The sequence below is a fragment of the Streptacidiphilus sp. MAP12-16 genome, assembly GCF_041262165.1.
GTDB lineage: Bacteria > Actinomycetota > Actinomycetes > Streptomycetales > Streptomycetaceae > Streptacidiphilus.
Window position 1 is genome coordinate 68,203 of the sequence record NZ_JBGCBY010000023.1, and the last position, 25,411, is coordinate 93,613.

Genomic DNA, 25,411 nt, shown 5'->3' on the forward strand with positions numbered 1-25,411 from the left:
GCCCCGCGTGACATCTGAGTGGGCGGCGGCCCCGGTCGCCGCCCACACCCGCACCGTTGGAGGGCTGCCGATGTTCCACCGACCGCACGGAGCGTCGCGGTTGCCGAGACTGCTGGCGGCGGCCCTGCTGTCAGCCCTCGGCGCGCTCACCCTCGGGACGGCACCGGTCCTGGCACCGGCACCCGCATCGGCACCGGCACCCGCGTCCGCACCGGCGCCCGCGTCCGCACCGGCCGCCGACAACGGCACCTGGGCGGTCTTCCCGACGCCCGCGGCCGGCGGCAACGCCGGCACTCCGGACCGGCAGTACTTCTACCTGGAGGCGGCACCCGGAGCCGTCGTCAACGACACGGTCTCCGTCGTCAACCTCTCCGGCCGGCCGATCAACTTCCGGCTGTACGGCGCCGACGCCTACAACACCCCGCGTGACGGCGGTTTCGCGCTGCGCGCCGCCGACCAGCCGCAGACCGGCGTCGGCGCCTGGGTGCACCTCAAGGCCGACCGGCTCACCGTGCCTCCGCACACCCGGGTCGACATCCCCTTCACCGTGGACATCCCCGCAGGCGCGGAGCCGGGCGACCATCCCGGGGCCGTCGTCGCTCTGGACACCACCACCGAAGCCACCAGCGCGGCCGGCAAGGTCGCGGTCGGCATCCAGCGCGCCGTGGGCGCACGCCTCTACCTGCGCGTCTCCGGTGTCGCCGTCCCGGACGTCAGCGTCGACAACGTCCAGGTCGACCGCCATGCGCCGCTGGTCCCCGGGATCGGCGGCTCGATCGCGACCATCCACTACACGCTGGTCAACCACGGGAACGTCACCGTGCACCCCAGGCTCTCGATCAAGGGCAGCGGCTGGATCGGCGGGACCGTCCTCGCCGTCCCCGCCCGCGATCTCGGCATCGACCTGCTGCCCGGGCAGCAGGTGCAGTTGTCCGCAGCATGGCCCCACGCCCCGCAGTTCGACCGCGTCTCCCTCAAGCTCTCGGTCAGCGGCACGGACGTCTCGGCGTCCGGGAGTTCGAGCTTCCTGGCCGTACCCTGGTTCCTGGTCGGCGTGCTTCTCCTGCTGGTCAGCGCGGCGCTGCTGCTGCTCTGGGCCCGCGCGAAGCGGCGGCGCGCGCACCGCGGGCACTGGGCCTGGAACCGGCGGGGGCGGACCCGGGTCGAGGCGGCGGCATGAGGGCGCTGCGGAGCCGCCTCGCCCTGTCGGCACTGCTGCTGGGCCTGCTCGCGCTCCCCTTCTCGCTGACCGCACCGGCAGCGCACGCGGACGGCGGAGCAGCCGTGCGGGCCGACCCCGCCACTGCCGCGCCCGGCGCCACAGCCACCGTCACCGGCACCGGTTGGCCGGGCGGCACGCTGCTCACCGTGCTGCTCTGCGGACAGAACGCCCTCAGCGGGACGGACTCCTGCGCCAACCCCACCGGGCGGGCCGTCACCACGGGCGCGAACGGCGGCTTCACCGTACGACTGCCGATCGCCACCCCGCCCAAGCCCTGCCCCTGCGTCATCCACACCACCACCGTGACCGGCCCGAAGGTGTCCGTGGACACCTCGTTCCCGGTGATCGGCGCGCCCGTCGTCCCCTTGCCGACCCTCAGTGGCCGGCTGGTCGCGCTCAACGCCGACCTCGGCGGCGAGAGCGGCCTGATGAACTGGTTCGGCGCGCCGGCGCACCGCACCCTGAAGGCGATCATCGCCAACCTGGGCGACACGGCCGTCGCCAACCCGGTCTTTCAGTTGGGCACCTCGCACTCGGTGTACGCGCCGGGATGGCAGGACTTCCAGTGGAGCGGCGTCCTCGCCCCCGGGGCGAAGCAGGAAATCGATGTCCCGGTCGACTTCGCCTCCGGCGCCCACGGCGACTACGAGTTGCAACTCCGCTATGCAGGAGGGGAGTTGACGACACAGGAAGTGACGCTTCCGCGTTCGTGGGGAGTGACCCTGTTCTGGCTGCTGCTGTGTGTGGTCATTCCGGTGGGCCTGTTCCGCATCGGGCTGGCCGTGGTGGATCGGATGCGCCCGGACCTCACGGCTCGGCGCGGCCTTCGCCGGGACGAGCGGCGTGACCGGCGCACGGCGGGGCTCGGTCGCCGCCGGGCCGGCGACCCAGTGCCGGGAGTGTCGCCGTCCGAGTCGTCCACAGCGCGGGACACCCTCGTCCTGCCACCGGTTCCGCCGCACCCGCCTGCCTACCCGCCCGCGCGGAGGCCCGAGCCGCAGAAGCCGCGCGAACCGGTGCTCCCCTGGTTCTCGCCGGGCACCGTCCCCCTTCCCACTCCCGCCCAGGTCCGCACCCCTGGTTCTCCATCACCTCGAACAAAGGAATCCGAGCCGTGTACCGGAAAAGGCTGACCTGGGCCGTTCTGCTGGCGATGTCCGGCGCGACGCTCGTCCTCGGGACGCAGCAGGCAGTGGCGGCGAACGACAGTTTCGCGACCACGTGCATCCCACCGTCCATCTCCGGCCTGGGCCCGATCAAGGGAACCACGGTCGTCGACCTCAGCAGTTCAAACCCGACCCCCAAGGTCGGCGACACCATCACGCTCACCTGGAAGACGGTGAAGGCGGCGTCGAACAATCCGAACATCATCGACCTCAACGCCAATGTCGTCCAACCCAGCGGCACCGTCGCGGTCGGCGGCGCGCAGAGCGGCAGCCTCGCGGTAAAGGGCCCCCGTACCAACCCGCCGATCCCCAAGAACTCGCCGATGGTCCTGTCGGACATGACGGCGACGCTCAAGCTGACGGCGGCGGGCTCGGTGACGTTCACGCCGGGGGCGTACGACATCAACGTCAACCAGCCGATCTCCACGGACACCACGTGCGCTCCCGACGCGACCCCACCGGTCGGCCTGACCCTGACCGTCGGAGCGGTAGGCGGAACCACGGGCGGCACGACCACCACCGGCGGCACCACCACCGGCGGCACCACCACAGGCGGGACGACCACTGGTGGGACGACCACGACCGGAGGAACCACCACCACGGGCGGGACCACCACCGGCGGGACGACGTCCGGCGGCGCCACCGGAGGCGGCGGCGGCGACTTCCCCGGGACCCCGGTCACCGTCCACTACTCCTGCACCACGCCCATCGGGGTCAAGACCGCCACGCCCTCCATCACCATCAGCGCCAAGCAGTCCGGCGTCACCTATGCGATCACCGAGTCCTTCGCGTCCGGGGTCTCCTCGTCACCGGTCGACCTCGGCGCAGGCACGATGAAGCCCAGCACCACGGTGCTCGTAGCGGGTGCGGACAGCGGGTCGCTCAATCTCACCGGGCCGGCGAACGCCGCCACCATCCCGGCGAACACTCCCATCAAGCCGAACGACATGTCCGGTAGCTACATCTTTCCCAACAGCGGCCAGATCCAGCTCACTCCGGGTGTCCTCACCATCTCCGCCCTGGGCACGACCACCACCTGCAGAGCCACCAGCCAGCCCGGCGTCTCGCTGACCCTGAACGTCACCGGCGGTTCCGGCGGAACCACCAGCAGCAGCGGCACGACAGGCAGCACCAGCACGTCCGGCGGCAGCACCGGCAGCACCGGCAGCACCGGCTCGTCCGGCGGCACCGGCGGTCTCGCCCAGACCGGAGGTGACACCGCCACGGTCCAGGCCCTCGGCCTGGCCGGCGGCACCGTCCTGCTCCTGGGCGCGGCCGTCTTCGCGCTCACCCCCTGGCGCCGCCTGCGCCGCCCGCGTTGACGCCCGCCCAGATCGGCGCCGGTACCCCGCAGATCGCCCGGGTACCGGCCTGGTGGGCCGCTCGGCGGAGCACGCCTTTCGAGCGCACTACGATCAGGACATGACCCGTGTACTGCTCGCCGAGGACGACGTCGCCATCTCGGAACCCCTCGCCCGCGCGCTGCGCCGGGAGGGCTACGAGGTCGTGGTGCGCGAGGACGGCCCCTCCGCGCTGGAGGCCGGGCTCGAAGGCGGCAACATCGACCTTCTGGTGCTCGACCTCGGCCTCCCCGGTATGGACGGTCTCGAGGTCTGCCGCCGGTTGCGCGCAGACGGCCACGGCTTCCCGGTCCTGGTGCTGACCGCCCGGGCCGACGAGGTCGACACCGTGGTCGGCCTGGACGCGGGCGCGGACGACTACGTCACCAAGCCGTTCCGGCTCGCCGAGCTGCTGGCCCGGGTCCGGGCCCTGCTGCGGCGCGGCACCGTCGACCTCACCACCGGCGCGCACGGCGTGAAGATCGACGTCGAGTCGCACCGCGCCTGGATCGGCGACGAGGAACTCCAGCTCTCCGCCAAGGAGTTCGAGCTGCTCCGGGTCCTGGTCCGGGACGCGGGCCGGGTCGTCACCCGCGAGCAGATCATGCGCCAGGTCTGGGACACCACCTGGTGGACCTCCACCAAGACCCTGGACATGCACATCTCCTGGCTGCGGAAGAAGCTCGGCGACGACGCGGCCAGCCCGCGCTACATCACCACCGTGCGCGGCGTCGGCTTCCGTTTCGAGAAGGGCTGACCGGCGGGGTGCGCAGACGGCTGATCAACTCGACGCTCGCCGTGGTACTCGTGGTGGTGACGCTGTTCTGTGTCCCGCTGGCCCTGGTCGAGAAGCGCAGCATCGAGAACAACGCGCGGGACCAGGTCACCTCCGAGGCGCTGCACCTCCTCGGCGTGGTCGAGAACCGGCTGATCGCGGGCGAGCCGATCGACTCCGAGGCCCTGTCCGGACTGACCAGCCAGAACGCCCAGCGCTACGCCGTGGTCCAGTTGCCGGGGCAGCCCGAACTCACCCTCGGCGCACGCCCGACCGGCAGCAACCCGACCACCGCAGTCGAGACCGGCGCGCATGGCGAGAAGGTCACCGTCCAGGAGTCCCGCGAGCCGCTGAACCGCGACATCCGCAACATGCTGCTGCTCCTGGTTCTGGTCGCACTGCTGACCATCCTGGCCGCCGCGATGCTCGCCGTCTGGCAGGCCCGGCGGCTGGCCCGTCCGCTCACGGACCTCGCCGAGACCGCCGAGCGCCTGGGCTCGGGCGACCCGCGCCCGCGCCAACGCCGCTATGGCGTGGTCGAGCTGGACCGGGTCGCCGAGGTGCTCGACGCCAGCGCGGACCGGATCGGCCGGATGCTCACAGCGGAGCGCCGGCTCGCCGCCGACGCCTCGCACCAGTTGCGGACGCCGCTGACCGCCCTGTCGATGCGGCTGGAGGAAATCGTCGAGACGGACGACCTGGTGACCGTGAAGGAGGAGGCGGCCATCGCTCTCGGCCAGGTCGAACGGCTCACCGACGTGGTGCAGCGGCTGCTCACCAACAGCCGCGACCAGCGGAACGCCTCGGCGGTGGCGTTCGAGCTGGACGAGGTGATCAAGCAGCAGGCGGAAGAGTGGCGCCCGGCGCTGCGTCGCGCCGGGCGCACGCTGCACCTGGAGGGCCCGCCGGGGCTGCGCGCGCTCGGAACGTCCGGGGCGGTCGCACAGGTGCTGGCGGCGCTGATCGAGAACTCGCTGATGCACGGGGACGGCGCGGTGACCATCCGGACCCGGGTGCGCGACACCTCGGTCGTCCTGGAGGTCCAGGACGACGGAGCGGGTGTGCCGAGCGAGCTGGGCGCGCGGGTCTTCGAGCGCGCCGTCAGCGGCCACAACTCCACCGGCATCGGCCTCGCCGTCGCCCGCGACCTCGCCGAGGCCGACGGCGGGCGGCTGGAACTTCTGTCGCAGCGGCCGCCGGTGTTCGCCCTATTCCTCGGCCGTCAGGCCGAGGAACGCTAGCGGGGGTCTCGGCCGTCAGGCCGGGGAACGGTAGCGGGGGTCTCGGCCGTCAGGCCGGGGAACGGTAGCGGGGGTCTCGGCCGCCTCAGTCCTGGCGGGAGGTGGCGCGCTTGCGCTTGACCTGCTCGGCGGCGAGGATCTGCTCGGCCGCGCCGACGGCGTCCACCGCCACGGCCGGGGTCTCCGCAGCCTGCGGAACGGCCCGGAACACCCAGGTCCGGTAGGACCAGAAGCGGAACATCGTCGCGGTGCCGATACCGATCACGTTGAACCCTATGACCGCCACGCTGTCGTCCATCTTGAGGCCCGAGGTGAGGGCCCAGACGATGCCGATCTGGATGACCATGCCGATGCCGCTGAAAAGCAGGAACAGCGTGATCTCGCGTGAGCGCGTCCGCTTGTCGGCGTGGCGGTACACCCAGTACCGGTAGCCGATGTAGTTGGTCCCGATCGCGAGGAGCGTCGCCGCCATGCTCGCCCGGGTGGCCGGGAGCAGGTCCAGCCAGACGGGGAGGGTCCCGAACTGCACGACAAGGCCGACTATCCCGACTGCTCCGAACTTGATCAGCTCGTTGATGAGCCGACGGAGGACATTGGGCGCAGCGGGTTCAGTGCCGGGGCTCGTCGTCATCGGGGTCCGTATCTGTCGGGGCTCGCGGGAGCGTGATTTCATGCTAGTTCGCGTACCCGCTCCTTCACTGGGACGGCGGGGGCATCTCATCCGACTCTCAACACCAGCCGTGACCGGGGCTGCCCTTACTATCCACGATAGACGGTGGACAGGGGTGGTGCTTCAACGTTTGACAACCCCCGGTAACCAAGTGTTTACCGGGGGCGTCGTTCTGGCCTGCGGTGATGTGGAACCTGGGACACCGATATCCTCGGACATGTGACTTTTCCGGTAGTCGGCATGATCGGTGGCGGGCAACTCGCCCGTATGGCTCACCAGGCGGCGATCCCGCTCGGGGTGAGGTTCAAACTCCTCGCGGACACTCCGCAGGACTCGGCGTCGCTGGTGGTGAACGACGTCGTCCTGGGCGACTACCGTGACCTGGACACGCTGCGGCGCTTCGCCGCCGGGTGCGAGGTGATCACCTTCGATCACGAGCACGTCCCCACCGAGCACCTGCGGGCGCTTCAGGCGGAGGGCATCGCCGTCCGGCCCGGCCCTGACGCGCTGGTGTTCGCGCAGGACAAGGGCCTGATGCGGGCCAAGCTGGACTCCCTCGGCGTCCCCTGCCCCCGGCACCGGCTTGTCGCGCACCCGGCCGACGTCGCCGCCTTCGCCGCCGAGGGTGAAGGTTTCCCGGTCGTCCTGAAGACCACTCGTGGGGGTTACGACGGCAAGGGCGTCTGGGTCGTCCGCGACGAGTCCGAGGCCGAAGAACCGTTTCGAGCGGGCGTTCCGGTCCTCGCCGAGGAGAAGGTCGACTTTCTCCGGGAGCTCGCGGCGGACGTCGTGCGCTCCCCGCACGGGCAGGCGGTGGCGTACCCGATCGTCGAGTCCCTGCAGAAGGACGGCATCTGCCACGAGGTGACCGCGCCAGCCCCCGACCTGGACCCGGCCCTCGCCGCGGAGGCGCAGGCGCTCGCGCTGCGGATCGCGGGCGAGCTGGACATCACCGGTCACCTCGCCGTCGAGCTGTTCCAGACCCGCGACGGGCGCATCCTCGTCAACGAGCTGGCCATGCGGCCGCACAACTCCGGCCACTGGTCCATCGACGGCGCGGTCACCTCGCAGTTCGAGAACCACATCCGCGCCGTCCTCGACCTGCCCCTCGGCGACCCGCGCCCCCGCGCGCCGTGGACCGTGATGGTCAACGTCCTGGGGGGCGACTACCCGGACATGTACCACGCGTTCCTGCACTGCATGGCGCGTGACCCCGGACTGCGCATCCACATGTACGGCAAGGACGTGAAGCCCGGCCGTAAAGTGGGCCATGTCACGGTCTTCGGCGACGACTTGGACGACGTCCGGGAACGGGCCCGCCACGCCGCCGCATACCTGCGCGGCGACATCGTCGAATAGCGCGAACAGCCCGTCCAGTTCAGACAACTGCACAGCAGAGCAGAAGGGGACAGCGAATGTCCGAGCAGCCGTTGGTCGGCATCGTCATGGGATCGGACTCCGACTGGCCGGTGATGGAGGCCGCCGCACAGGCCCTCGACGAGTTCGAGGTCCCCTACGAGGTGGACGTCCTCTCCGCGCACCGGATGGCGAAGGAGATGATCGCGTACGGCGAGCAGGCCGCGGGGCGCGGTCTCAAGTCGGTTATCGCGGGTGCGGGCGGCGCGGCCCACCTGCCCGGGATGCTCGCCTCCGTCACCACGCTGCCGGTGATCGGCGTGCCGGTTCCGCTGAAGTACCTCGACGGCATGGACTCGCTGCTGTCGATCGTGCAGATGCCCGCCGGCGTGCCGGTGGCTACCGTCTCCATCGGCGGCGCGCGCAACGCGGGGCTGCTCGCGGTGCGCCTCCTCGCCGCGTTCGACACTGAACTCGCGGACCGGATGCGGGACTTCCAGCAGGAACTGAACAACCAGGCTGCGGACAAGGGCAAGAAGCTGCGCGCCAAGGTCAGCGGTGCCAACAGCTTCGGATTCGGGGGCTGAAACCCGATGGCCTACGTTCCCCCCGCGGCCGAGCTGCTGGATCGGGCCCGCGCGCTGCTCGCCGAGTACCCCGTCGTGGACGGGCACAACGACCTGCCGTGGGCGCTGCGCCAGCAGGTCGGGTACGACCTCGACCGGCGCGACATCGGCACCGACCAGCGGGCCCACCTGCACACCGACCTGGCCCGGCTGGCCGCCGGCGGCGTCGGCGGGCAGTTCTGGTCGGTGTACGTGCGCGCCGACTACGCGGGGGACCAGGCCGTCAGCGCCACCCTGGAACAGATCGACTGCGTGCGCGCGCTGGCCGCGCGCTACCCCGACCAGCTGCGGCTCGCGTTCAGCGCCGACGACCTGGAGGCGGCCCGCTCGCACGGCAGGATCGCCTCGCTGATGGGGGCCGAGGGCGGCCACTCCATCAACAACTCACTCGCCACGCTGCGCGCCCTGTACGCCCTGGGTGTCCGCTATATGACGCTCACTCACAACGACAACCTGCCCTGGGCGGACTCCGCCACCGACAAGCCGGTGGCCAACGGGCTGACCCGGTTCGGCGAGGAGGTCGTCCGTGAGATGAACCGCCTCGGAATGCTGGTGGACCTCTCGCACGTCTCCGCCGACACCATGCGGGACGCGCTCAGGGTGACCCGCGCGCCGGTTCTGTTCTCTCACTCCTCCTCGCGCGCCGTCTGCGACCACCCGCGCAACATCCCCGACGACGTGCTGGCGCAGCTTCCCGTCAACGGCGGCGTGGCCATGGCCACCTTCGTGCCCAAGTTCATCCTTCCCGACGCCATCGCCTGGACCCGGGAAGCCGACGCCAACATGGAGGCCAACGGCTTCCACGCGCTGGACACCACCCCGGCGGCCATGGACGTCCATCGAGCCTTCGAGGCGGCCAACCCGCGCCCGGTCGCCACGGCGGCGACCGTGGCGGACCATCTCGACCACATGCGCGAGGTCGCGGGCGTCGACCACATCGGCATCGGCGGCGACTTCGACGGGACGGCGTTCACGCCCGAGGGTCTCGAGGACGTCTCCGGCTACCCCAACCTGATCGCCGAACTGCTGGGCCGGGGCTGGTCCGAGGCCGATCTCGCCAAGCTGACCTGGAGCAACGCGGTCCGGGTGCTGCGCGATGCGGAGGGCGTGGCCAGGGACATGCAGGACAGTCCGCCGTCCATCGCCACCATCGGCCGACTCGACGGCTGAGCCTGTCCCGCGGTGGTCGCGACAGGAGCCGGTTCAGCCCGCCAGGTGCGGGATCTCGATCGCGGGGCACCTGTCCATCACCATGTCCAGCCCGGCGGCCCGGGTACGACCGTACGCCTCCGGGTCGATGACACCGAGCTGGAACCACACCGCCTTCGCCCCGACGGCCAGGGCCTGGTCGGCCACGTCCCCGGCGAGGTCGGAGTTCACGAACACGTCCACGACGTCGACCGGGAAGGGGATCTCCGCGAGCGTCCGGTACCCCTGCTCGCCGTGCACCGTCTCGGCCTTGGGGTGGACCGGGACGACGCGCTTGCCGAAGCGCTGCAGTACCCGGGCCACGCCGTAGGCGGCGCGGGAGGGGTTGGTGGACAGGCCCACCACCGCCCAGGTGTCCCCGGTCTCGGTAAGGATCTTCCGGACAGTGGCGTCGTCGCCGTAGTCGCTCATCGGGCTGCTCCTTCGCTCACTGGCGACAACCCGCGTCCGGTGCCGGGCATTCCGTACAGTCAGCTCGGTCGCCCCAGGGCCCGGTAGGTCCACCCGGCGGCGCGCCAGCGCTGCGGGTCGAGGACGTTGCGGCCGTCCAGGATGCGGCGTTCGGCGACGACCTCGGCGAGGTCGTCCGGGTCCATGGCCCGGAACTCCTGCCACTCGGTCAGGTGGAGCACGACATGGGCCCCGACGGCGGCTTCGAGAGCGGAGTCGGCGAAGCTGAGGCCCGGGAACATCTTGCGGGCGTTGTCCATGGCCTTGGGGTCGTAGACGGTGACCTGTCCGCCCTGGAGCTGGATCTGCCCGGCCACGTTCAGCGCGGGGGAGTCGCGGACGTCGTCCGAGTTGGGCTTGAACGCCGCGCCGAGAACCGCGACCCGGCGGCCGAGGAAGCCGCCGTCGCACTGCTCGCGGGCCAGCTCGACCATGCGGGAGCGGCGGCGCATGTTGATGGAGTCGACCTCGCGGAGGAAGGTGAGGGCCTGGTCGGCGCCGAGCTCCCCGGCGCGGGCCATGAAGGCGCGGATGTCCTTGGGGAGGCAGCCGCCGCCGAAGCCGAGTCCGGCGTTGAGGAACTTGCCGCCGATCCGCTCGTCGTAGGCGAGGGCGCCGGAGAGCTGCACGACGTCGGCGCCGGATGCCTCGCAGACCTCGGCCATGGCGTTTATGAAGGAGATCTTGGTGGCGAGGAAGGAGTTGGCAGCGGTCTTGACCAGCTCGGCGGTGGCGAAGTCGGTGACGACGAAAGGGGTGCCCTGGGCGATCAGTGGCGCGTACACCTCGCGCAGCTTGGCCTCGGCGGCGTCGCTGCGGACGCCGACGACGAGGCGGTCGGGGTGCAGGGTGTCGCTGACCGCGTATCCCTCACGCAGGAACTCGGGGTTCCAGGCGACCTCGGCCTCCGCGCCGACCGGGGCGCGCTCGGCGAGCCGCACCGCCAGGTGCTCGGCGCTGCCGACCGGCACGGTGGACTTGCCGACGACCAGGGTGGGCCGGGTCAGATGCGGAGCGAGCAGGTCGAACGCCGACTCGACGTAGGACATGTCACATGCGAACTCGCCGCGCCGCTGCGGGGTGTTGGTACAGATGAAGTGGATCTCGCCGAACTCGCCGACCTCCTCCCAGGAGGTGGTGAAGCGCAGTCGTCCGGTGGAGCCCTCCAGGCCGTGCAGGTGCTTGCGGAGCAGGTCCTCGAGCCCGGGCTCGTACATCGGGACGTGGCCGGCCGCGAGCGCGGCGACCTTCTCGGGAAGGATGTCGAGGCCCAGCACCTCGAAGCCGAGCTCGGCCATGCAGGCTGCGTGTGTGGTCCCCAGGTAGCCGGTGCCGATTACGGTGATCTTCACGGCGTGGTGGTCCTTCCGCTGGGTGGGGTGAAGCGGATGAAGCGGGTCGGGCCTGGCGATCCTATCCACACGCCCTGTGGGGGTGTTCCGGGCGGGCAGCTGTTGTGCACGTCACGCGCGGACCTGGTGCCCGGACGCCATAGAATTTGGATGTATCAGTATGTTACTTAACGGTAGATAACTTGGGGTGAGGCGTATGGCGTCCAACGGTTCCGCAGACTTCGACCTGTTCCGGATCTCCGAGGAGCACGAGATGCTCCGGGACGCGGTGCGCTCGCTCGCCGAGGACAAGATCGCTCCCTTCGCGGCCGAGGTGGACGAGCAGGCCCGCTTCCCGCAGGAGGCCCTGGATGCGCTGACCAGCAGCGACCTGCACGCGGTCCACGTGCCGGAGGAGTACGGCGGCGCCGGTGCGGATGCGCTGGCCACCGTGATAGTGATCGAGGAGGTGGCCCGGGTCTGCGCCTCCTCGTCCCTGATCCCGGCCGTGAACAAGCTGGGCTCGCTGCCGGTGATCCTCTCCGGCGACGAGGCGATCAAGCAGAAGTACCTGCCCCGGCTGGCGCGCGGCGAGGGAATGTTCTCCTACTGCCTGTCCGAGCCGGACGCGGGCTCCGACGCCGCCGGGATGAAGACCCGCGCGGTCCGCGACGGTGACTTCTGGGTGCTCAACGGTGTCAAGCGCTGGATCACCAACGCGGGCGTCAGCGAGTTCTACACGGTCATGGCCGTGACCGACCCCGACAAGCGCAGCAAGGGCATCTCCGCCTTCGTGGTGGAGAAGGACGACGAGGGTGTCTCCTTCGGCGCCCCGGAGAAGAAGCTCGGCATCAAGGGCTCCCCGACCCGCGAGGTCTACCTCGACAACGTCAGGATCCCGGCCGACCGCCTGATCGGCCCCGAGGGCACCGGCTTCGCCACCGCGATGAAGACCCTGGACCACACCCGGATCACCATCGCCGCGCAGGCGCTGGGCATCGCCCAGGGCGCGCTGGACTACGCGGCCGGCTACGTCAAGGAGCGCAAGCAGTTCGGCAAGGCCATCGCCGAGTTCCAGGGCATCCAGTTCATGTTGGCCGACATGGCCATGAAGCTCGAGGCCGCCCGCCAGCTCACCTACGCCGCCGCCGCCCGCTCCCAGCGCGGCGACAGCGACCTGACCTTCTTCGGTGCCGCAGCGAAGTGCTTCGCCTCCGACGCGGCCATGGAGATCACCACCGACGCGGTCCAGCTCCTCGGCGGCTACGGCTACACCCGCGACTACCCGCTGGAGCGGATGATGCGCGACGCCAAGATCACCCAGATCTACGAGGGCACCAACCAGGTCCAGCGCATAGTCATGGCCCGCAACCTCCCGTAGGCCGTTCTCGTCGTTACAGGCCCGCGCAGTTACCGGCCCGCGCGGTCAGCGGGCCAGCAGGGCTGCGGCGGACTCGATGTCGGGGGTGAGGTCGCGGTCGGTGGTGTCGGGGTTGAGGACGGCGGCGGCGTCGTGCTGGAAGCGGCCGAGCTCGGTGCCCGGGTCCAGCACGACGTCCTGCATCCGCAGGGCGCGGACGGCGGCGGCCAGTTCGCAGGCCAGGACGAGGCGCAGCGTCGTGACGGAGTCCAGGAGGTGCCTGGCGCCGGTCGCCGCGAAGCTCGCGTGCTCCTCGACGCCCCGGGAGAGGACGGCGTGGCCGAGGGTCACGGGCTGGGCGAGGCCGCGCAGTTCGGCGAGCGCGGACTGCGCCGCGTATTCGGTGATCATGATGCCGCTGCTGCCGTCCTCGTCCTGGGCGAGGTAGGACGGCAGGCCGGTGAAGGCGGGTACGGCGAGGACGCCGAGACGCGCGGTGGACAGCTGGGCGGTGCCGAGGACGGCCAGGCGCACCTGGTCCAGGGCCAGGGCGAGGGAAGCCTGGTGGAAGCCGCCGTGGTGGTGGTAGTCCGCCGGTCCCATGGACAGCAGCGGGTTCTCCGCGGCCGCGTTGATCTCTATGCGCAGGACCTGGTCCAGAGCGTCGGCCGCGTCCAGGGCCGCGCCGTGGACCTGTGGCAGGCAGCGCAGCCCGAACGGGTCCTGGACCAGGGCCGGTTCCCAGGTGACGGGTTCCAGCAGGGCCCGCATCCGGGCGGCGACCCGGTTCGCCCCCGGGTGCGGGCGCAGCGCGTGCACCACCGAGGCGTACGGCTCGGTGGAGCCGTGGACGACTGTCAGCGAGAGTGCGGCGATCAACGGTATCCGGTCGAGCAGGAGGCCCAGATCGGTGCAGCCGAGTGCGGACTGACCGATCGTCAGGGCGCTGCTGGACATCAGCGGGAGGGCGTCCCAGCGGTCCAGGATCAGCGGTGCAGGGGCGTCTCCCGATCCCTCGCCGTGGCGCCAGGGCTGCTCCCCGGCGAGGGTGAGGCCCAGCTCGGCCAACGCGGACAGGTCGCCGGTGCCGACGGAGCCGTAGGAGTGGACGGTCGGCACGTGCCCGGAGGCGAGGGCGTCGGCGAGGCGCTCGGCGACCGCCGCGCCGATCGCCGAGCCCGCGCAGAGCAGTTGGTTGAGCCGGACGGCGAGCATGGCGCGGGTCTGCTCGACCGGAACCAGCGGGCCGATGCCGCCGCTGTGGCTGCGCAGCAGGCGCATGCCGTGGCCGGCCGCGACCTCGTCCCGGAGGTCCGTGGTGCGGTTGGCGCCGACGCCGGTGGTGTGGCCGTACACGCGGCGGCGGGTGACGACCTCCTCGGCGACCTTGCGCGCCAGCAGCATGCGCTCGCGCGCGGCCGGGGCGATCTCCGCGCGGGCGCGGCGGCGGGCGAGGGCGGTGGTGTCCGCCGGGGTGAGCGAGGTGCCGTCCAGCGTCAGGGTCTGCGCGGGTGGAGCGGGGCGGCCGCCGGCGCCGTACATGGTCATGGAACGTGAGTATGGCCATCGATCAGGTACGCGAACAGAGGGGCCGGTCAGGAGTGGTCAGTTCACGCCCTGGCGGCGGATCCATAGCCGCTCCCACACGTTCACCCCGACCGCCGGCGCGGCGAGCAGGCCCAACGTGGCCAGGTACGGCGCGCGGCCGCCCACGAGCAGTGCCCCGCCGCTGGTGGTGAGCGGGCTTGCGTGCCCTGTGCTGCGTGCGGAGTCGCGGTCGGCGCCGCTCATGCCACGGGTGACGCCGGGTCAGTGCGAGGCCCCGCCGAGGTTGAGCGCCACCACTCCGCCGATGATCAGCGCGATCCCGGCCAACTTCCAGGCGTTGAGCGTCTCACCGAGGAACGCGAATCCGATCGCGGCGACAACCGCGGTGCCCACGCCGGACCAGATCGCGTACGCGGAGCTCACCGGGATGTGCTTGAGGGCCCGGGCGAGGAAGACGAAGGAGAGTCCGTAGCCTGCGACGACCACCGCGCTGGGGAGCAGCCGGGTGAAACCGTCGGTGAACTTGAGCGAGATGGTGGCGCAGATCTCGCTGCCGATGGCGAGCGCGAGCAGCAGGTAGGGCATGGGCGGGCGGGCCTCCGGGTCGGGCGGTGCAGCTGTCCAACGTCGCTACAACCAGCGTTGGTCGCTCATGCTTCCCTCGACCGCACCAAGCCGCGCAGGAGGGACAGATCCACGTCCAGCAGGCTGCCGACCACGGCCCGGCCCCGGGCCGGGGAGATGGGAATCGTGGAGGGCACCGCCAGGACCGCACAGCCCGCCGCCTCGGCGGAGGCGATGCCGATGGGGGTGTCCTCGACGGCGACGCAGGAGCCCGGCCGGACGCCGAGGGCCTCGGCGGCGGCGAGGTAGGGATCGGGCGAGGGCTTGGTCTCCGGGGTCTCGCCGGCCGCGAAGGAGACGGCGAAGCGGCGGCGGCCGAGGGCCTCCAGGACGATGTCGACGACGTGCCGCGGAGAGGCGGAGACCAGGGCGGTGGTGATCCCGGCGGCCTTGACCGCGTCGAGGAGTTCCAGCGCGCCGGGCAGCGGCACCACCTGTGCTTTGACCAGACCGGCGAAACGGTGTTCGAGGGCGGCTGAGAGAGATGCCTCGCTACGGCCGCCGGGAGCCCGCTGGTGCAGGTGGGCGGCGGTGTGTTGGACGGGCCGGCCGAGGATGTGCGGCTGGTCCTCCTCGCCGAGGACCAGGCCGAGCAGCCCGGCCTCCGTCTCCACCGCCTGCAGCCACAGGCCCTCGGTGTCGACGAGGGTGCCGTCCATGTCGAAGAGGACGGCGTGCAGTTCGGCGGGGCCGCCGGGGGTGTCGGTGGCGCGGGTGGGCACGGCGGACTGCTCTCTGTTGCTGGTGAAGTGTTGCCGGGTGAAGGGCTGCTCAGAAGAAGGGTTGCTCAGTGAAGGGCTGCGGGGTGCAGGGAGGCGTCAGGCCTCCCCGCCCTGGTGGCTGTCCACGAGGACCGGCCGCTCGGGGAGTTGCACCGTCACACCGGTGCCGGCCGGAAGCGCGGCGGCGTCGTGGGTGGACAGGTCGGCCTTGACCGTCCTGCCGTCGGGAAGCTGTACGGCGAGGCGGGTCACCGGGCCGAGGAAGGTGCTTCCGGTGACGATCGCGCCGCTGCCGCCCTGCGCGGTGAGCAGCACGTTCTCGGGACGGACCAGCACCTCGACGTCCTGGTCGGGGCCGGTCCTGGCACCGTCCACGGGCAGGCGCTGGCCGAGCACCTCCACCGTGCCGGGGTCGTCGCCGACGCGTCCGGTGATGCGGTTCATGGTGCCGACGAACTCCGCGACGAAGGCCGTCGTGGGGCGCGCGTACAGCTCGGCGGGCGTGGCGCACTGCTCCAGCCGCCCCGCGTGCATGACGGCGACCCGGTCGGCCATGGACAGCGCCTCCTCCTGGTCGTGCGTCACGAACAGGGTGGTGATGCCGAGTTCCTGCTGGAGCCGCCGGATCTCGTCCCGGAGCGTCAGCCGGACCTTGGCGTCGAGCGCCGAGAGCGGCTCGTCGAGCAGCAGCACGCGCGGGCGCAGGGCGAGGGCGCGGGCCAGGGCGATGCGCTGCTGCTGCCCGCCGGAGAGCTGGTGCGGGTAGCGGTCGCCGTACTGCGGGAGGCCGACCAGTTCCAGCAGTTCGTCGGCGCGCTTGCGGCGCTCGGCGGTCGCGACGCGGCGCATCCGCAGGCCGAAGGCCACGTTGTCGCGGGCGTTGAGGTGCGGGAAGAGACTGTAGGACTGGAACACCATGCCCGCGTCGCGACGGTGCGCCGGGATGCGGGTGATGTCGGCGCCGTCGACCAGGACCGCGCCGGAGTCGGGGGTTTCGAACCCGGCGACCATGCGCAGCGCGGTGGTCTTGCCGCAGCCGGACGGGCCCAGCAGTGCGAGCAGCTCGCCGGGCTGGACGGTGAGGTCCAGGCCGTCGAGGGCGACGGTGGAGCCGAAGGTGCGCCGCAGGCCCTGGAACTCGACGGTGGCGCTGCCGTTGTCAGTGGCGGGTGTTATCACTGTGCCAGTGGTCGAGGCGGCGTCGGCGGGGGCCGTCTTGGTCATCGGGGGCTCCCTTTGGGGGGTGGTTCGGAGTGGGGGTCGTTCGGAGTGGGGGTCGTTCGGTGCGCGGTTCGCTCGGTGGCGCGGGGTCAGCGGTGGCGGTGCGGGTCAGTCGGCCGTCGGGGTCGAGGTCTTGCGGCGTGCGCTGCCGGCCGACAGAACGAGCAGCAGCAGCCAGGTCAGCACCAGGCTGACGATCGAGACGGCGACGGTGACCGGCCCCTGGCCTGAGGAGTTGCCGTTGACGATCCAGACGGCGAAGGGCACGTAGCCGAGGATCGAGGAGGCGGTGAACTCTCCGAGCACCAGGGCCAGGGTGAGGAAGGCGGTGTTGAGCAGGGCGCCGCGCAGGTTGGGGAGGATCACGGTGACGATGGCGCGGGTGCGCCCGGCGCCGTTGTTCTGCGCGGCTTCGAGCAGGGTGCGGACGTCGAGCGCCCGCATCCCGGCGTCCAGGGTGCGGAAGGCGAGGGGAAGGGCCATCACCACGTAGGCGAGCAGCAGGATGACCGGGAAGGTGGGGTTCTGGATGGCGACCAGGGTCTGGAAGAACGGCGTCGACTGGAGGTTGTCGGTGCCCCAGCGCAGCACGGTGCTGATACCCGCGGTGAGCGCGATGGACGGTACGACCAGCGGCAGCGTGCAGGTGATCTCGACGACCGTGCGCAGCCGGGGGCTGCCGAGGCGGACGGCGATCACGGCCGGGATGAGCAGCAGGTAGACCACGGCGATGGTGGCCACCGCCAGCTCCAGCGAGAGCTGCAGCGCGGGCCACAGCCCGCTGACGCTGAAGATCTGCGAATAGGCGGACAGGGTGAAGCCCTTGACCGGGTCGTCCACCGTGAACAGCAAGGAGCCGAGGATGGGCACGGTGAAGTAGAGGCCGCAGATCAGCAGGATCGCGGCACGGCCGAAGCGGGGGCGGCCCCGGCGGCGGACCGCGACCGGCGCGGGGGGCCGCGTCGTCAGGGTTGTCAGAGCAGTGGTCACACCAGCCATCGGGCGCTCCGGCGTTGCAGGGGCAGGTACACGGCCATGACCAGGACGGCGATGACCACCATGTCGAGGCTCATCGCCAGAGCGACGTTCCCGGCGTCGGCGGAGACGTTGCCGTTGAGGGCGTTGGCGATCTGAAGGGTGATCAGCGGCACCGACGCGCCGACCATCGCGGCGGCGGTGGCGTACGCGGCGAAGGCCGTGCCGAAGAGCAGGATGAATCCGCCGAGCAGGGAGGGTGCGAGCACCGGCAGCGCCACATGGCGCCAGTACTGCCAGGTGGTGGCGCCGTTGTTCTGGGCCGCCTCGCGCCACTGGCGGCGCAGGCCGTCGAGGGCGGGCAGGACGCTGAGCACCATCAGCGGGATCAGGAAGTACAGGTAGACCAGGTTGAGGCCCCAGAAGGTGTAGAGGCTCCAGCCCGCGCTGGTCAGGTGCAGATGCGTGGTCAGCACCCCGGCGTTGCCGAGGGTGGCGATGAACGCGAAGGCCAGCGGCACGCCGCCGAAGTTGGCGAGCACCCCGGAGGCACTGAGCACGGCGTGCCGCAGCGTCTGGAAGCGGGAGGTGACGACGGCCTGGGCGAGCAGCAGTCCGATGGCGGTGCCGATCAGCGCCGAGCTAGCGGACAGCTTGACGCTGCCCAGCAGCGCGGTCAGGTAGCCGCCCTGGAGTGAGGCGCTGAGGTTGCCCGCGGTGTAACTGGCGGGGGTGCCCGGCGTGTTGGTGGTGAACGCACCGTAGGCCATGGCGACGGCTGGTACGCCGAAGGCCACGGCAACGAAGATCAGGAGGGGGGCGACGGCGAGCCGCCCCGCCGCCGCCTTGCGCAGCATGCTGCGCAGGCGGCGGCGGGGACGGTCGGCCCCGACTGCGGAAGTCGCGGGGTCGGCGGTGCTCACCCGGCGATGGCCTTCGCCCAGCCGGTGGCCAGCGCGGCCTTGGCCGTCTTGATCTGGGCCTGGGTCGGGAAGGTCGGGGTACCGGAGACGGTCGGCAGCTTGGCTGCGGCGGCCGCGTCGAGGGTGCCGGCGCTCTTCAGCGCGTCCATCTCCACCGGGCGCGCGAAGCCGCCGAGGAAGAGGTTCTGGCCCTCGGCGCTGTAGAGGTACTCCTCCCACAGGCGGGCGGCGGCCGGGTGCGGCGCCCACTTGTTGATGGCCTGGTTGTAGTAGTTGGCGTACTGGCCGTCACTGGGGACGTTGACCTGCCAGTTGATGCCCTTGGACTTGAACTCGGCGGCGTAGCCCGCGTTGAGGTAGTCCCAGTCGATGGTGATCGGGGTCTCGCCGGACTCCACGGTGCTCTGCTTGGCCTGCACCGGGTTGAAGTTGCCCGCCTTCTTCAGCTTGGTGAAGAAGTCCAGACCGGGCTGGATGTTGTCGAGGCTGCCGCCGTTGGCGAGCGCTGCCGCGTAGACGCCCGCGAAGGCCGCGCCGGCCTGCGTCGGGTCGCCGTTGAGGGCGACCATGCCCTTGTACTGGGGCTTGAGCAGGTCCGCGAAGCTCTTCGGGCAGGCGGCGACCTTGCCGGCGTTGCAGCCGATGGAGACGTAGCCGCCGTAGTCGTAGGTCCAGCTGCCGTCGGTGGCGGCCTGACCCGCGGGGATCTGCGCGAAGGTGGCCACCTTGTACGGCGCGAACAGGCCCTGCTGGGCGCCGCTGAGCGCGAACGCGCCGCCGAGGTCGAGCACGTCGGGGGCGCGGCCCTGGCCCTTGCGGGTGGTGACCGCGGTGATCTCGTCCGAGCTGGAACCCTCGGGGTTCTCGTCGCTGATCTTGATGCCGTACTTCTTGGTGAAGCCGTCCATGAGCGCGCCGTAGTTGGCCCAGTCGCGGGGGAGGGTGATCGCGTTCAGCGTGCCCTCCTTCTGCGCCGCCTTGACCAGGGCGTCCATGCCGCCGAGGTCGGCAGCGGAGGTCGCGGTGGCGGCGGACACGCCGCCCGAGCCGGCAGTGGTCTTCGTGGACGTCGCGGATCCGCAGGCAGTGAGGGTGAGCGCTGCGGCCACCAGGCAGCCGGTGAGGGCGGCTGCCCGGGCACGGGAGGGGGTCACGATGTCTCCTGACGAGGCGTCTGAGCAAGGAAGTGAGAACCGGGACTGCAAGAAGCACAGGGGCGACTTGTTTGGACAAGTCGATGACAGTACGCCCGAGAATGATGACGGGACAGTGAACGCGATGTATACACTCGCGTTCCTTTGGCTGTCGTTATTCCGCCTGGCGGGCCCCTGTTTCACCGGGCACGCAGGTAACGGTACGATCACGCAGCCGCAGCGGATCGGCCCACCCGCCGCTTCACCTGCGACAGCACTGTGCACAACGAATCACTGTGCACAACCAATCCGCCGTACCCCGACTGTGATGGAGGGCCCGACTGTGGCCGCACGCCACGAGGAGATCGCCGAGGAGCTGCGCCGGGCCATCGACCGCGGCGAGTATCCCGTCGGCGGCATGCTCCCCACCGAGAGCGATCTCGCCGCCCGCTACGAGGTCTCCCGGGGTACCGTTCGCCAGGCCGTCGCCGCGCTCACCTCCGAGGGCCGGATCGGCTCCCGCCAGGGCGCCCGCCGGGTCGTCCTGGGCAACCGCCGCAGCCAGAGCTTCGCCGAGCTGCGCAGCTTCGCCCAGTGGGCCCGGGCCATGGGGCGTACCGCGTCAGGCCGGGTCGTCGAGCAGTACCGCCGCCCGGCGAGCCCCGAGGACGTCGAGCGGCTGCTCATCGAGCCGGGCGCGGACGTGTTGCAGGTGCTGCGAGTGCGCGGGCTGGACGGCGAGCCGGTTCTGGTCGAACGCAATGTCTACCCGCTGTGGGTGGCCGAGGCGGTGGAGCGGCTCCCGGCCGAGTGCGAATCCGTCGTCCAGGCCCTCTACGAGGACATCGGGGTGATCTTCGCCTACGGCGAGCACATGATCGACGCCGTCGCCGCGGGCACCCAGGACGCGGAGCTGCTCGGCATCCGCAGGGGCGGCCCGTTGCTGCGGATCCGCCGCACCACCACGACTCACGCGGGCCGGCCCATCGAGTGGTCCGACGACCGCTACCGCTCCGGTTCGGTCAGCTTCGCCGTGGCCAACTCCATCGGCTCCAACCCGCTGGCACGCCACGTGGGGTGACGGTCGGTCACCCCACGTGCGACGCTGCGTGCGTCAGGTCTCGTCAGGTCTCGTCAGGTCGGGTCAGGTCGCCTCAGTTCGAGAAGGTCGGCACGGCCGAGTCGGTCTTGAGGGCGTTGAAGACCTGCTGGGCCTCGGTCATGTTCCACTTCACGGCCGAGCCGTCGGCGGGGGTCGGGTAGTTGGCGTTGGAGATCGGCACGGTGATGGTCTTGCCGTTGCCGCCCTTGACGTCCTTCATGGCGAAGAACATCGAGCCCAGGTCGGTCAGTCCGGTGCTGTTGTCCACCGTCAGCAGGGAGAGGCCGCTGTTGAGGGTGGGGTAGAGCGTGAACGGGTTCAGCAGGGTCCCCATCGAGGTGGCCTTGTGCGACAGCGCGTTCAGGAACTGCTGCTGGTGCTGCATCCGGGCCAGGTCCTGGGTGGCTTCCTGGTGCCGCTCGCGGACGAACGCCAGCGACTGCTTGCCGTTCAGGGTCTGGCAGCCGGCCTTGAGGTCGGCGCCGGAGGCCTTGTCGACGATCGGCTTGTCCAGGCACATGTCGATGCCGCCCAAGTCGTCGACCACGTTGACGAAGCCGGAGAAGCCGATCTCGGCGTAGTGGTCGATGTGCAGGCCGGTGTTGAACTCCAGGGTCTGGACCAGCAGCGGGCCGCCGCCCTCGGCGAACGACGCGTTGATCTTGTGCTTGGCCGCGCTGTGGGACACACCCTTGCTGTCGGTCCAGGCCGGGATGGTGACGTAGGAGTCACGCGGGATGCTCATCAGCGTGTTCCCGTTGCTGCCGGTGTGCAGGATCATCATCGAGTCGGTGCGGGCGCCCGTGTCGTACCCGGTGTGCAGGTCCTGCTGCTGCTGCTTGGAGAGGCCCTGGCGGCTGTCCGATCCGACGATCAGCCAGTTGGTGCCCTTCCCGGCGGCCGGACGGCCGGAGTAGTCGGCCAGCACGTTGCTGTGGGTGAGCTTGCTGCCCGCCCAGAAGTACGTGCCGACGCTCACCACCAGCAGCGTCAGTACCAGCGCGAACAGCGTGAAGCGGATCTTGCGGCTGCGGGACCAGCCGCGCCGCCCGCCACCGGGGCGCCGCCCCGCGCCGCCGTTGCCCGGACCGCGCGGGTCCAGTCCCGGCGGCAGCCCCGAGCCCTGCGGTGCGCCGGATCCCTGGCCCGCGTGGGACGCGGTCGGCGACCAGTCCCGCTGCCCTGCCGCCGGCCGCGGCACGGTGCGCCCGGCCTGCGGGGCCGGGCGCCCGCCGGAGCGTAGACCGCCCGCACCGCGCGGGTTCAGCTCCGGCGGCAGCGGCGGCTCGGACCTGTTGTGCGCCATGGGCGCGCCGGCACGGGTCTCCCAGCCGCTGATGTCCCGGCTCCGGGGGTCCCGGCTGCCGGGCCTCTCGTTCCACCCATCCTGCGTCGTCATGTGTCCGAGGATGCCCTGTTTCGCGGCCCGGCAGGGGCGTCGGCCATCCCTGGCGGCGACCTGTAGCAGTTTTGATGCATGCCGGTGAACGACCCGTGGCGGAATCGTCGGGCAGTAGGAGCGAATCCGACGGGATCTGTGACAGGTCTCGGCGACAGGTCTCACAGTCAGTGGCGGCAGGTCTCAGTGACAGATCACCGTGTCACCGCGTGAGGCGTAGATCACACCGGTCCCCGTGCTCGCGGCCGCGGCCGGGGTGGTCGGGGTGGTCCCGGCGGCGGGACCGCCGGTCGTGACCTTGCCGACGCCGGTGAAGTCCCGGCCCAGCACCAGCTGGATGGTCGGACCCAGGTGCGGCACCGGGACGAGTTGCGCGCCGGGCAGCGCGGCTCCCAGCGTCCGGGCGGAGCCGTCCCAGCGCGGGTCGTAGCGGACGACCGTCCGCGCCGCGCCGTCCGGGCCCGGAGCGTTGGTCGCCGGGCCGGTGGTACCGAAGCCGGCCGCCCGCAGCTCGCCCTCGGCCCGGGCGCCGAGGCCCGGCACGCCCGCGCCGTTGAGCACCTGCACCCGTACCCGGTCGGGCGGGACGGCGACCCGCACCGGAGCGGCCGTCTGCCCGCCGACACCGGGCGTGGCCGCGCCGGCGCCGGCAGTCGCCCGGGGCGCCGGAGCCGTCAGCGGCTGGTCCTTGCGCAGCGCCGCGAAGAGCGCGGCCGCCCGCGTCCGGTCCCACAGCACCGTCGAGCCCCAGCCGGGCGCCTCGTGGTTCAGGTCGGCCAGCGGCACCGTCGCGAAGGAGGCCGAGGAGGGCCGCAGGTCCTTCAGGCGGGTACCGAGAGTCACCAGGTCGTGCCCGCTGAGCCCCTCGTCCGCCTTCACGGACTTCAGCACGGCGGACAGCACGCTCTGCAGCCGCACCGGGTCGAGCAGGGTCCCCGAACTGGTCGCCTGCTGGATGACCTGCGCCACGAACTTCTGCTGGCGCTGCATCCGTCCCAGGTCGGCGGTCGGGTCGACATACCGCGCCCGGACGTACTTGAGCGCCTCCGCGCCGTCGAGCCTGGTCGTGCCCACCGGGAGGTCGAGTCCCGACTTCGGGTCGCGCAGAGGCCGGTCGGTGCACACCGGGACACCGCCGAGCGCGTCCACCGTGCTGACGAAGCTGAGGAAGTTCAGCTGGAGGTAGTGGTCGATGCGCAGGCCCGTGGCCTGCTCCACGGTCTGCACGGTCAGCGGCGGCCCGCCCAGGCCGTAGGCAGCGTTGATCTTGCCCATGGCGGCGGGCATCTGCCGTCCCGTCGCGGAGTCCCGGTGGGCCGGGATGGCGACGTAGCTGTCACGCGGGATGCTGACCACGCTGGCCCGGCCCCCGGAGGCCGACAGGTGCACCAGCATCATCGTGTCCGTGCAGTGGCAGGCCTCGCCGCCCGCGTGGAGGGACCGCAGCACGTTCTCCGGCACGCCCTCGCGCTCGTCGGTGCCGACGACGAGGAAGTTCAGCGCGTCGTCGCCGGAAGGCCGGTTCCGCAGACCGCCGAAGACGTTGATCCGGCTGATCGAGTCGCCGACGCCGTTGACCACGGCCCACCCCACGCCGCTGGTGGCCAGCACCGCGCCGGAGACCGTTCCCGCGATCCAGACGCTCCAGCGCCGGTGGTGGCGGGCCTGGAACGCGGGGCGGGCGTACGGGTAGCGGCGGTCGGCTGGCATCTTCGGGATCGTAGGCGCGGCCGACGCGTACGAGGCGGAGCCCGGGCGGGGTGTCGCCGTGGTTCCCTCGTAGGAGAACCGTTCCACCCGCAGCGGCGAGCATCGCGACGCTTGCGGAACGGAGCGGCAGCGCCCCCCGAACCGTGCGCGCCCCTGCGTTCGGCAACGCCGTGGAGCCAGCGGTACGGTTGCGTCCAATGAACGCGACCCCCGCCTCCCACGCCCCCGAGGGGCAGCCGACTCCGCTGCCCTCCGTCTCCGTGATCATGCCGGTGCTCAACGAGGCCCGGCACCTGAGAGAGGCGGTCCAGCGCATCCTGGAACAGGAGTACGCGGGCAGCCTCGAGGTGGTGATCGCACTCGGCCCGTCCAGCGACAACACCGACGAGATCGCCGCGGCACTCGTCGCCGAGACGGCGGGCACCGACCGCGAGGTGCGGACCGTGTCCAACCCCACGGGTCGGACGCCGGCGGCACTGAACGCGGCCATCCGCGGCTCGCGCTACCCCGTCGTGGTCCGGGTCGACGGTCACGGCCTGCTCACCCCCGGCTATGTCGCCACCGCGGTCCGGCTCCTGGAGGAGACCGGGGCGGCCAACGTCGGCGGCGTCATGCACGCCGAGGGCGAGAACGACTGGGAGAAGGCGGTCGCCGCGGCGATGACGTCCAGGATCGGCGTCGGCAACGCGGCCTTCCACACCGGCGGCCAGGCCTCCGCCGCCGACACCGTGTACCTCGGCGTGTTCCGGCGCGAGGTGCTGGAGAAGCAGGGCGGCTACAACGAGGAGTTCGTCCGGGCCCAGGACTGGGAGTTGAACTACCGGATCCGCCAGGACGGCGGGCTGGTCTGGTTCACCCCCGACCTGCGCGTGACCTACCGCCCCCGCCCCGACCTCCGCGCGCTGGCCCGGCAGTACCGCGACTACGGCCGCTGGCGCCGGGTCGTCACCCGCTACCACCGGGGCTCGGTGAACCTGCGCTACCTCGCCCCTCCGGCGGCGGTGCTGGGCGTGAGCCTCGGCCTGGTCGGCGGGGTCCTGCTGAACCCGCTGCTGTTCGCCGTCCCCGGCGGCTACGCGGCGCTGATCCTCCTCGGCTCGCTGCGCGAGGGGCGCGGACTCCCACTCGGCGCCCGGGTCCAACTCCCGGTCGCCTTCGCCACCATGCACATGTGCTGGGGGTGGGGCTTCCTCACCAGCCCCCGCTCGCTGGCCAGCCGGGTCATCGCCAGCACCGCGCCTGCGGCGGCCTCCGTCGACACCGGGGCCGCCGCCGCGCGGTAGCTCCCCAGGTCGTAACGGCGTCGGG

At 71.4% G+C, this 25,411-nt stretch carries 24 protein-coding genes; 11 read left to right on the forward strand and 13 right to left on the reverse strand.

The features are described from left to right. Positions 1-7: 7 nt before the first annotated feature. From ABIA33_RS27055 to ABIA33_RS27075, 5 genes are all read left to right on the forward strand, one after another. Positions 8-1,180 (forward strand): DUF916 domain-containing protein, encoded by a 1,173-nt coding sequence (locus ABIA33_RS27055; RefSeq protein WP_370085172.1) that lies wholly within the window; start codon positions 8-10, stop codon positions 1,178-1,180. Beyond that, positions 1,177-2,355, forward strand: a complete 1,179-nt coding sequence (locus ABIA33_RS27060) for a hypothetical protein (RefSeq protein WP_370085173.1) — start codon at positions 1,177-1,179, stop codon at positions 2,353-2,355. The genes ABIA33_RS27055 and ABIA33_RS27060 overlap by 4 nt, the downstream gene beginning before the upstream one ends. After that, entirely contained in the window at positions 2,337-3,710 is a 1,374-nt protein-coding gene (locus ABIA33_RS27065; RefSeq protein ID WP_370085174.1) for a hypothetical protein, read from the forward strand. Before ABIA33_RS27060 ends, ABIA33_RS27065 begins: the two co-directional genes overlap by 19 nt. 100 nt (positions 3,711-3,810) lie before the next feature. Then, positions 3,811-4,485, forward strand: coding sequence for a response regulator transcription factor (locus ABIA33_RS27070; RefSeq protein WP_370085175.1), 675 nt, complete (start codon positions 3,811-3,813; stop codon positions 4,483-4,485). Between the two features lie 8 nt (positions 4,486-4,493). Next, on the forward strand, positions 4,494-5,744 hold the full coding sequence (locus ABIA33_RS27075) for an ATP-binding protein (protein WP_370085176.1): 1,251 nt from the start codon (positions 4,494-4,496) through the stop codon (positions 5,742-5,744). An 85-nt stretch (positions 5,745-5,829) separates the two neighbouring features. Here ABIA33_RS27075 and ABIA33_RS27080 read toward each other — a convergent pair whose 3' ends face one another. Further along, positions 5,830-6,375, reverse strand: a complete 546-nt coding sequence (locus ABIA33_RS27080) for a GtrA family protein (RefSeq protein ID WP_370085177.1) — start codon at positions 6,373-6,375, stop codon at positions 5,830-5,832. Positions 6,376-6,633: 258 nt separating this feature from the next. Between ABIA33_RS27080 and ABIA33_RS27085 the strand changes: the two genes are divergently transcribed. The 3 genes from ABIA33_RS27085 to ABIA33_RS27095 are packed head-to-tail and all read left to right on the forward strand — an operon-like array spanning position 6,634 to position 9,566. Continuing rightward, entirely contained in the window at positions 6,634-7,773 is a 1,140-nt protein-coding gene (locus ABIA33_RS27085) for a 5-(carboxyamino)imidazole ribonucleotide synthase (protein ID WP_370085179.1), read from the forward strand. Positions 7,774-7,829: 56 nt separating this feature from the next. Next, on the forward strand, positions 7,830-8,357 hold the full coding sequence (gene purE / locus ABIA33_RS27090; RefSeq protein ID WP_370085180.1) for a 5-(carboxyamino)imidazole ribonucleotide mutase: 528 nt from the start codon (positions 7,830-7,832) through the stop codon (positions 8,355-8,357). A 6-nt stretch (positions 8,358-8,363) separates the two neighbouring features. Then, positions 8,364-9,566, forward strand: coding sequence for a dipeptidase (locus ABIA33_RS27095; RefSeq protein ID WP_370085181.1), 1,203 nt, complete (start codon positions 8,364-8,366; stop codon positions 9,564-9,566). Between the two features lie 33 nt (positions 9,567-9,599). Here ABIA33_RS27095 and ABIA33_RS27100 read toward each other — a convergent pair whose 3' ends face one another. Both ABIA33_RS27100 and ABIA33_RS27105 read right to left on the reverse strand, forming a co-directional pair. After that, entirely contained in the window at positions 9,600-10,016 is a 417-nt protein-coding gene (locus ABIA33_RS27100) for a CoA-binding protein (RefSeq protein ID WP_370085182.1), read from the reverse strand. Between the two features lie 59 nt (positions 10,017-10,075). Further along, complete coding sequence (locus tag ABIA33_RS27105) at positions 10,076-11,407, reverse strand: UDP-glucose/GDP-mannose dehydrogenase family protein (protein WP_370085183.1); 1,332 nt, start codon at positions 11,405-11,407, stop codon at positions 10,076-10,078. A gap of 196 nt (positions 11,408-11,603) precedes the next feature. Between ABIA33_RS27105 and ABIA33_RS27110 the strand changes: the two genes are divergently transcribed. Next, on the forward strand, positions 11,604-12,767 hold the full coding sequence (locus ABIA33_RS27110; protein WP_370085184.1) for an acyl-CoA dehydrogenase: 1,164 nt from the start codon (positions 11,604-11,606) through the stop codon (positions 12,765-12,767). A gap of 45 nt (positions 12,768-12,812) precedes the next feature. Here ABIA33_RS27110 and ABIA33_RS27115 read toward each other — a convergent pair whose 3' ends face one another. From ABIA33_RS27115 to ABIA33_RS27150, 8 genes are all read right to left on the reverse strand, one after another. Continuing rightward, the gene (locus ABIA33_RS27115; protein ID WP_370085185.1) at positions 12,813-14,294 is read right to left on the reverse strand and encodes an aromatic amino acid lyase; all 1,482 of its coding nucleotides are present in this window, start codon (positions 14,292-14,294) and stop codon (positions 12,813-12,815) included. A gap of 57 nt (positions 14,295-14,351) precedes the next feature. After that, positions 14,352-14,537, reverse strand: a complete 186-nt coding sequence (locus ABIA33_RS27120; protein ID WP_370085186.1) for a hypothetical protein — start codon at positions 14,535-14,537, stop codon at positions 14,352-14,354. Positions 14,538-14,555: 18 nt separating this feature from the next. Next, positions 14,556-14,879, reverse strand: coding sequence for a multidrug efflux SMR transporter (locus tag ABIA33_RS27125; protein WP_370085187.1), 324 nt, complete (start codon positions 14,877-14,879; stop codon positions 14,556-14,558). Between the two features lie 65 nt (positions 14,880-14,944). Continuing rightward, positions 14,945-15,640: an HAD family hydrolase gene (locus ABIA33_RS27130; RefSeq protein WP_370085188.1), complete on the reverse strand. Its 696-nt coding sequence runs from the start codon at positions 15,638-15,640 to the stop codon at positions 14,945-14,947. Positions 15,641-15,736: 96 nt separating this feature from the next. Beyond that, positions 15,737-16,864 carry an ABC transporter ATP-binding protein gene (locus ABIA33_RS27135; protein WP_370085189.1) on the reverse strand — a complete coding sequence of 376 codons (1,128 nt, stop codon included), beginning with the start codon at positions 16,862-16,864 and terminating at the stop codon, positions 15,737-15,739. A gap of 105 nt (positions 16,865-16,969) precedes the next feature. Continuing rightward, a complete protein-coding gene (locus tag ABIA33_RS27140) occupies positions 16,970-17,860 on the reverse strand; it encodes an ABC transporter permease (protein ID WP_370085190.1) in 891 nt (296 codons plus the stop codon). Next, positions 17,848-18,693, reverse strand: a complete 846-nt coding sequence (locus ABIA33_RS27145) for an ABC transporter permease (RefSeq protein WP_370085252.1) — start codon at positions 18,691-18,693, stop codon at positions 17,848-17,850. The genes ABIA33_RS27140 and ABIA33_RS27145 overlap by 13 nt, the downstream gene beginning before the upstream one ends. Before the next feature lie 62 nt (positions 18,694-18,755). Further along, complete coding sequence (locus ABIA33_RS27150) at positions 18,756-19,913, reverse strand: ABC transporter substrate-binding protein (protein WP_370085191.1); 1,158 nt, start codon at positions 19,911-19,913, stop codon at positions 18,756-18,758. A gap of 322 nt (positions 19,914-20,235) precedes the next feature. Here ABIA33_RS27150 and ABIA33_RS27155 point away from each other — a divergent pair, with 322 nt between their 5' ends. Beyond that, complete coding sequence (locus tag ABIA33_RS27155) at positions 20,236-20,973, forward strand: GntR family transcriptional regulator (RefSeq protein WP_370085192.1); 738 nt, start codon at positions 20,236-20,238, stop codon at positions 20,971-20,973. A 73-nt stretch (positions 20,974-21,046) separates the two neighbouring features. On the opposite strand, the gene ABIA33_RS27160 is transcribed toward ABIA33_RS27155, so the two are convergent. Further along, positions 21,047-22,393, reverse strand: coding sequence for an LCP family protein (locus tag ABIA33_RS27160; protein ID WP_370085193.1), 1,347 nt, complete (start codon positions 22,391-22,393; stop codon positions 21,047-21,049). Positions 22,394-22,576: 183 nt separating this feature from the next. Continuing rightward, complete coding sequence (locus ABIA33_RS27165; RefSeq protein WP_370085194.1) at positions 22,577-24,103, reverse strand: LCP family protein; 1,527 nt, start codon at positions 24,101-24,103, stop codon at positions 22,577-22,579. A gap of 197 nt (positions 24,104-24,300) precedes the next feature. Here ABIA33_RS27165 and ABIA33_RS27170 point away from each other — a divergent pair, with 197 nt between their 5' ends. Next, positions 24,301-25,386: a glycosyltransferase family 2 protein gene (locus tag ABIA33_RS27170; protein WP_370085195.1), complete on the forward strand. Its 1,086-nt coding sequence runs from the start codon at positions 24,301-24,303 to the stop codon at positions 25,384-25,386. Positions 25,387-25,411 lie beyond the last annotated feature (25 nt).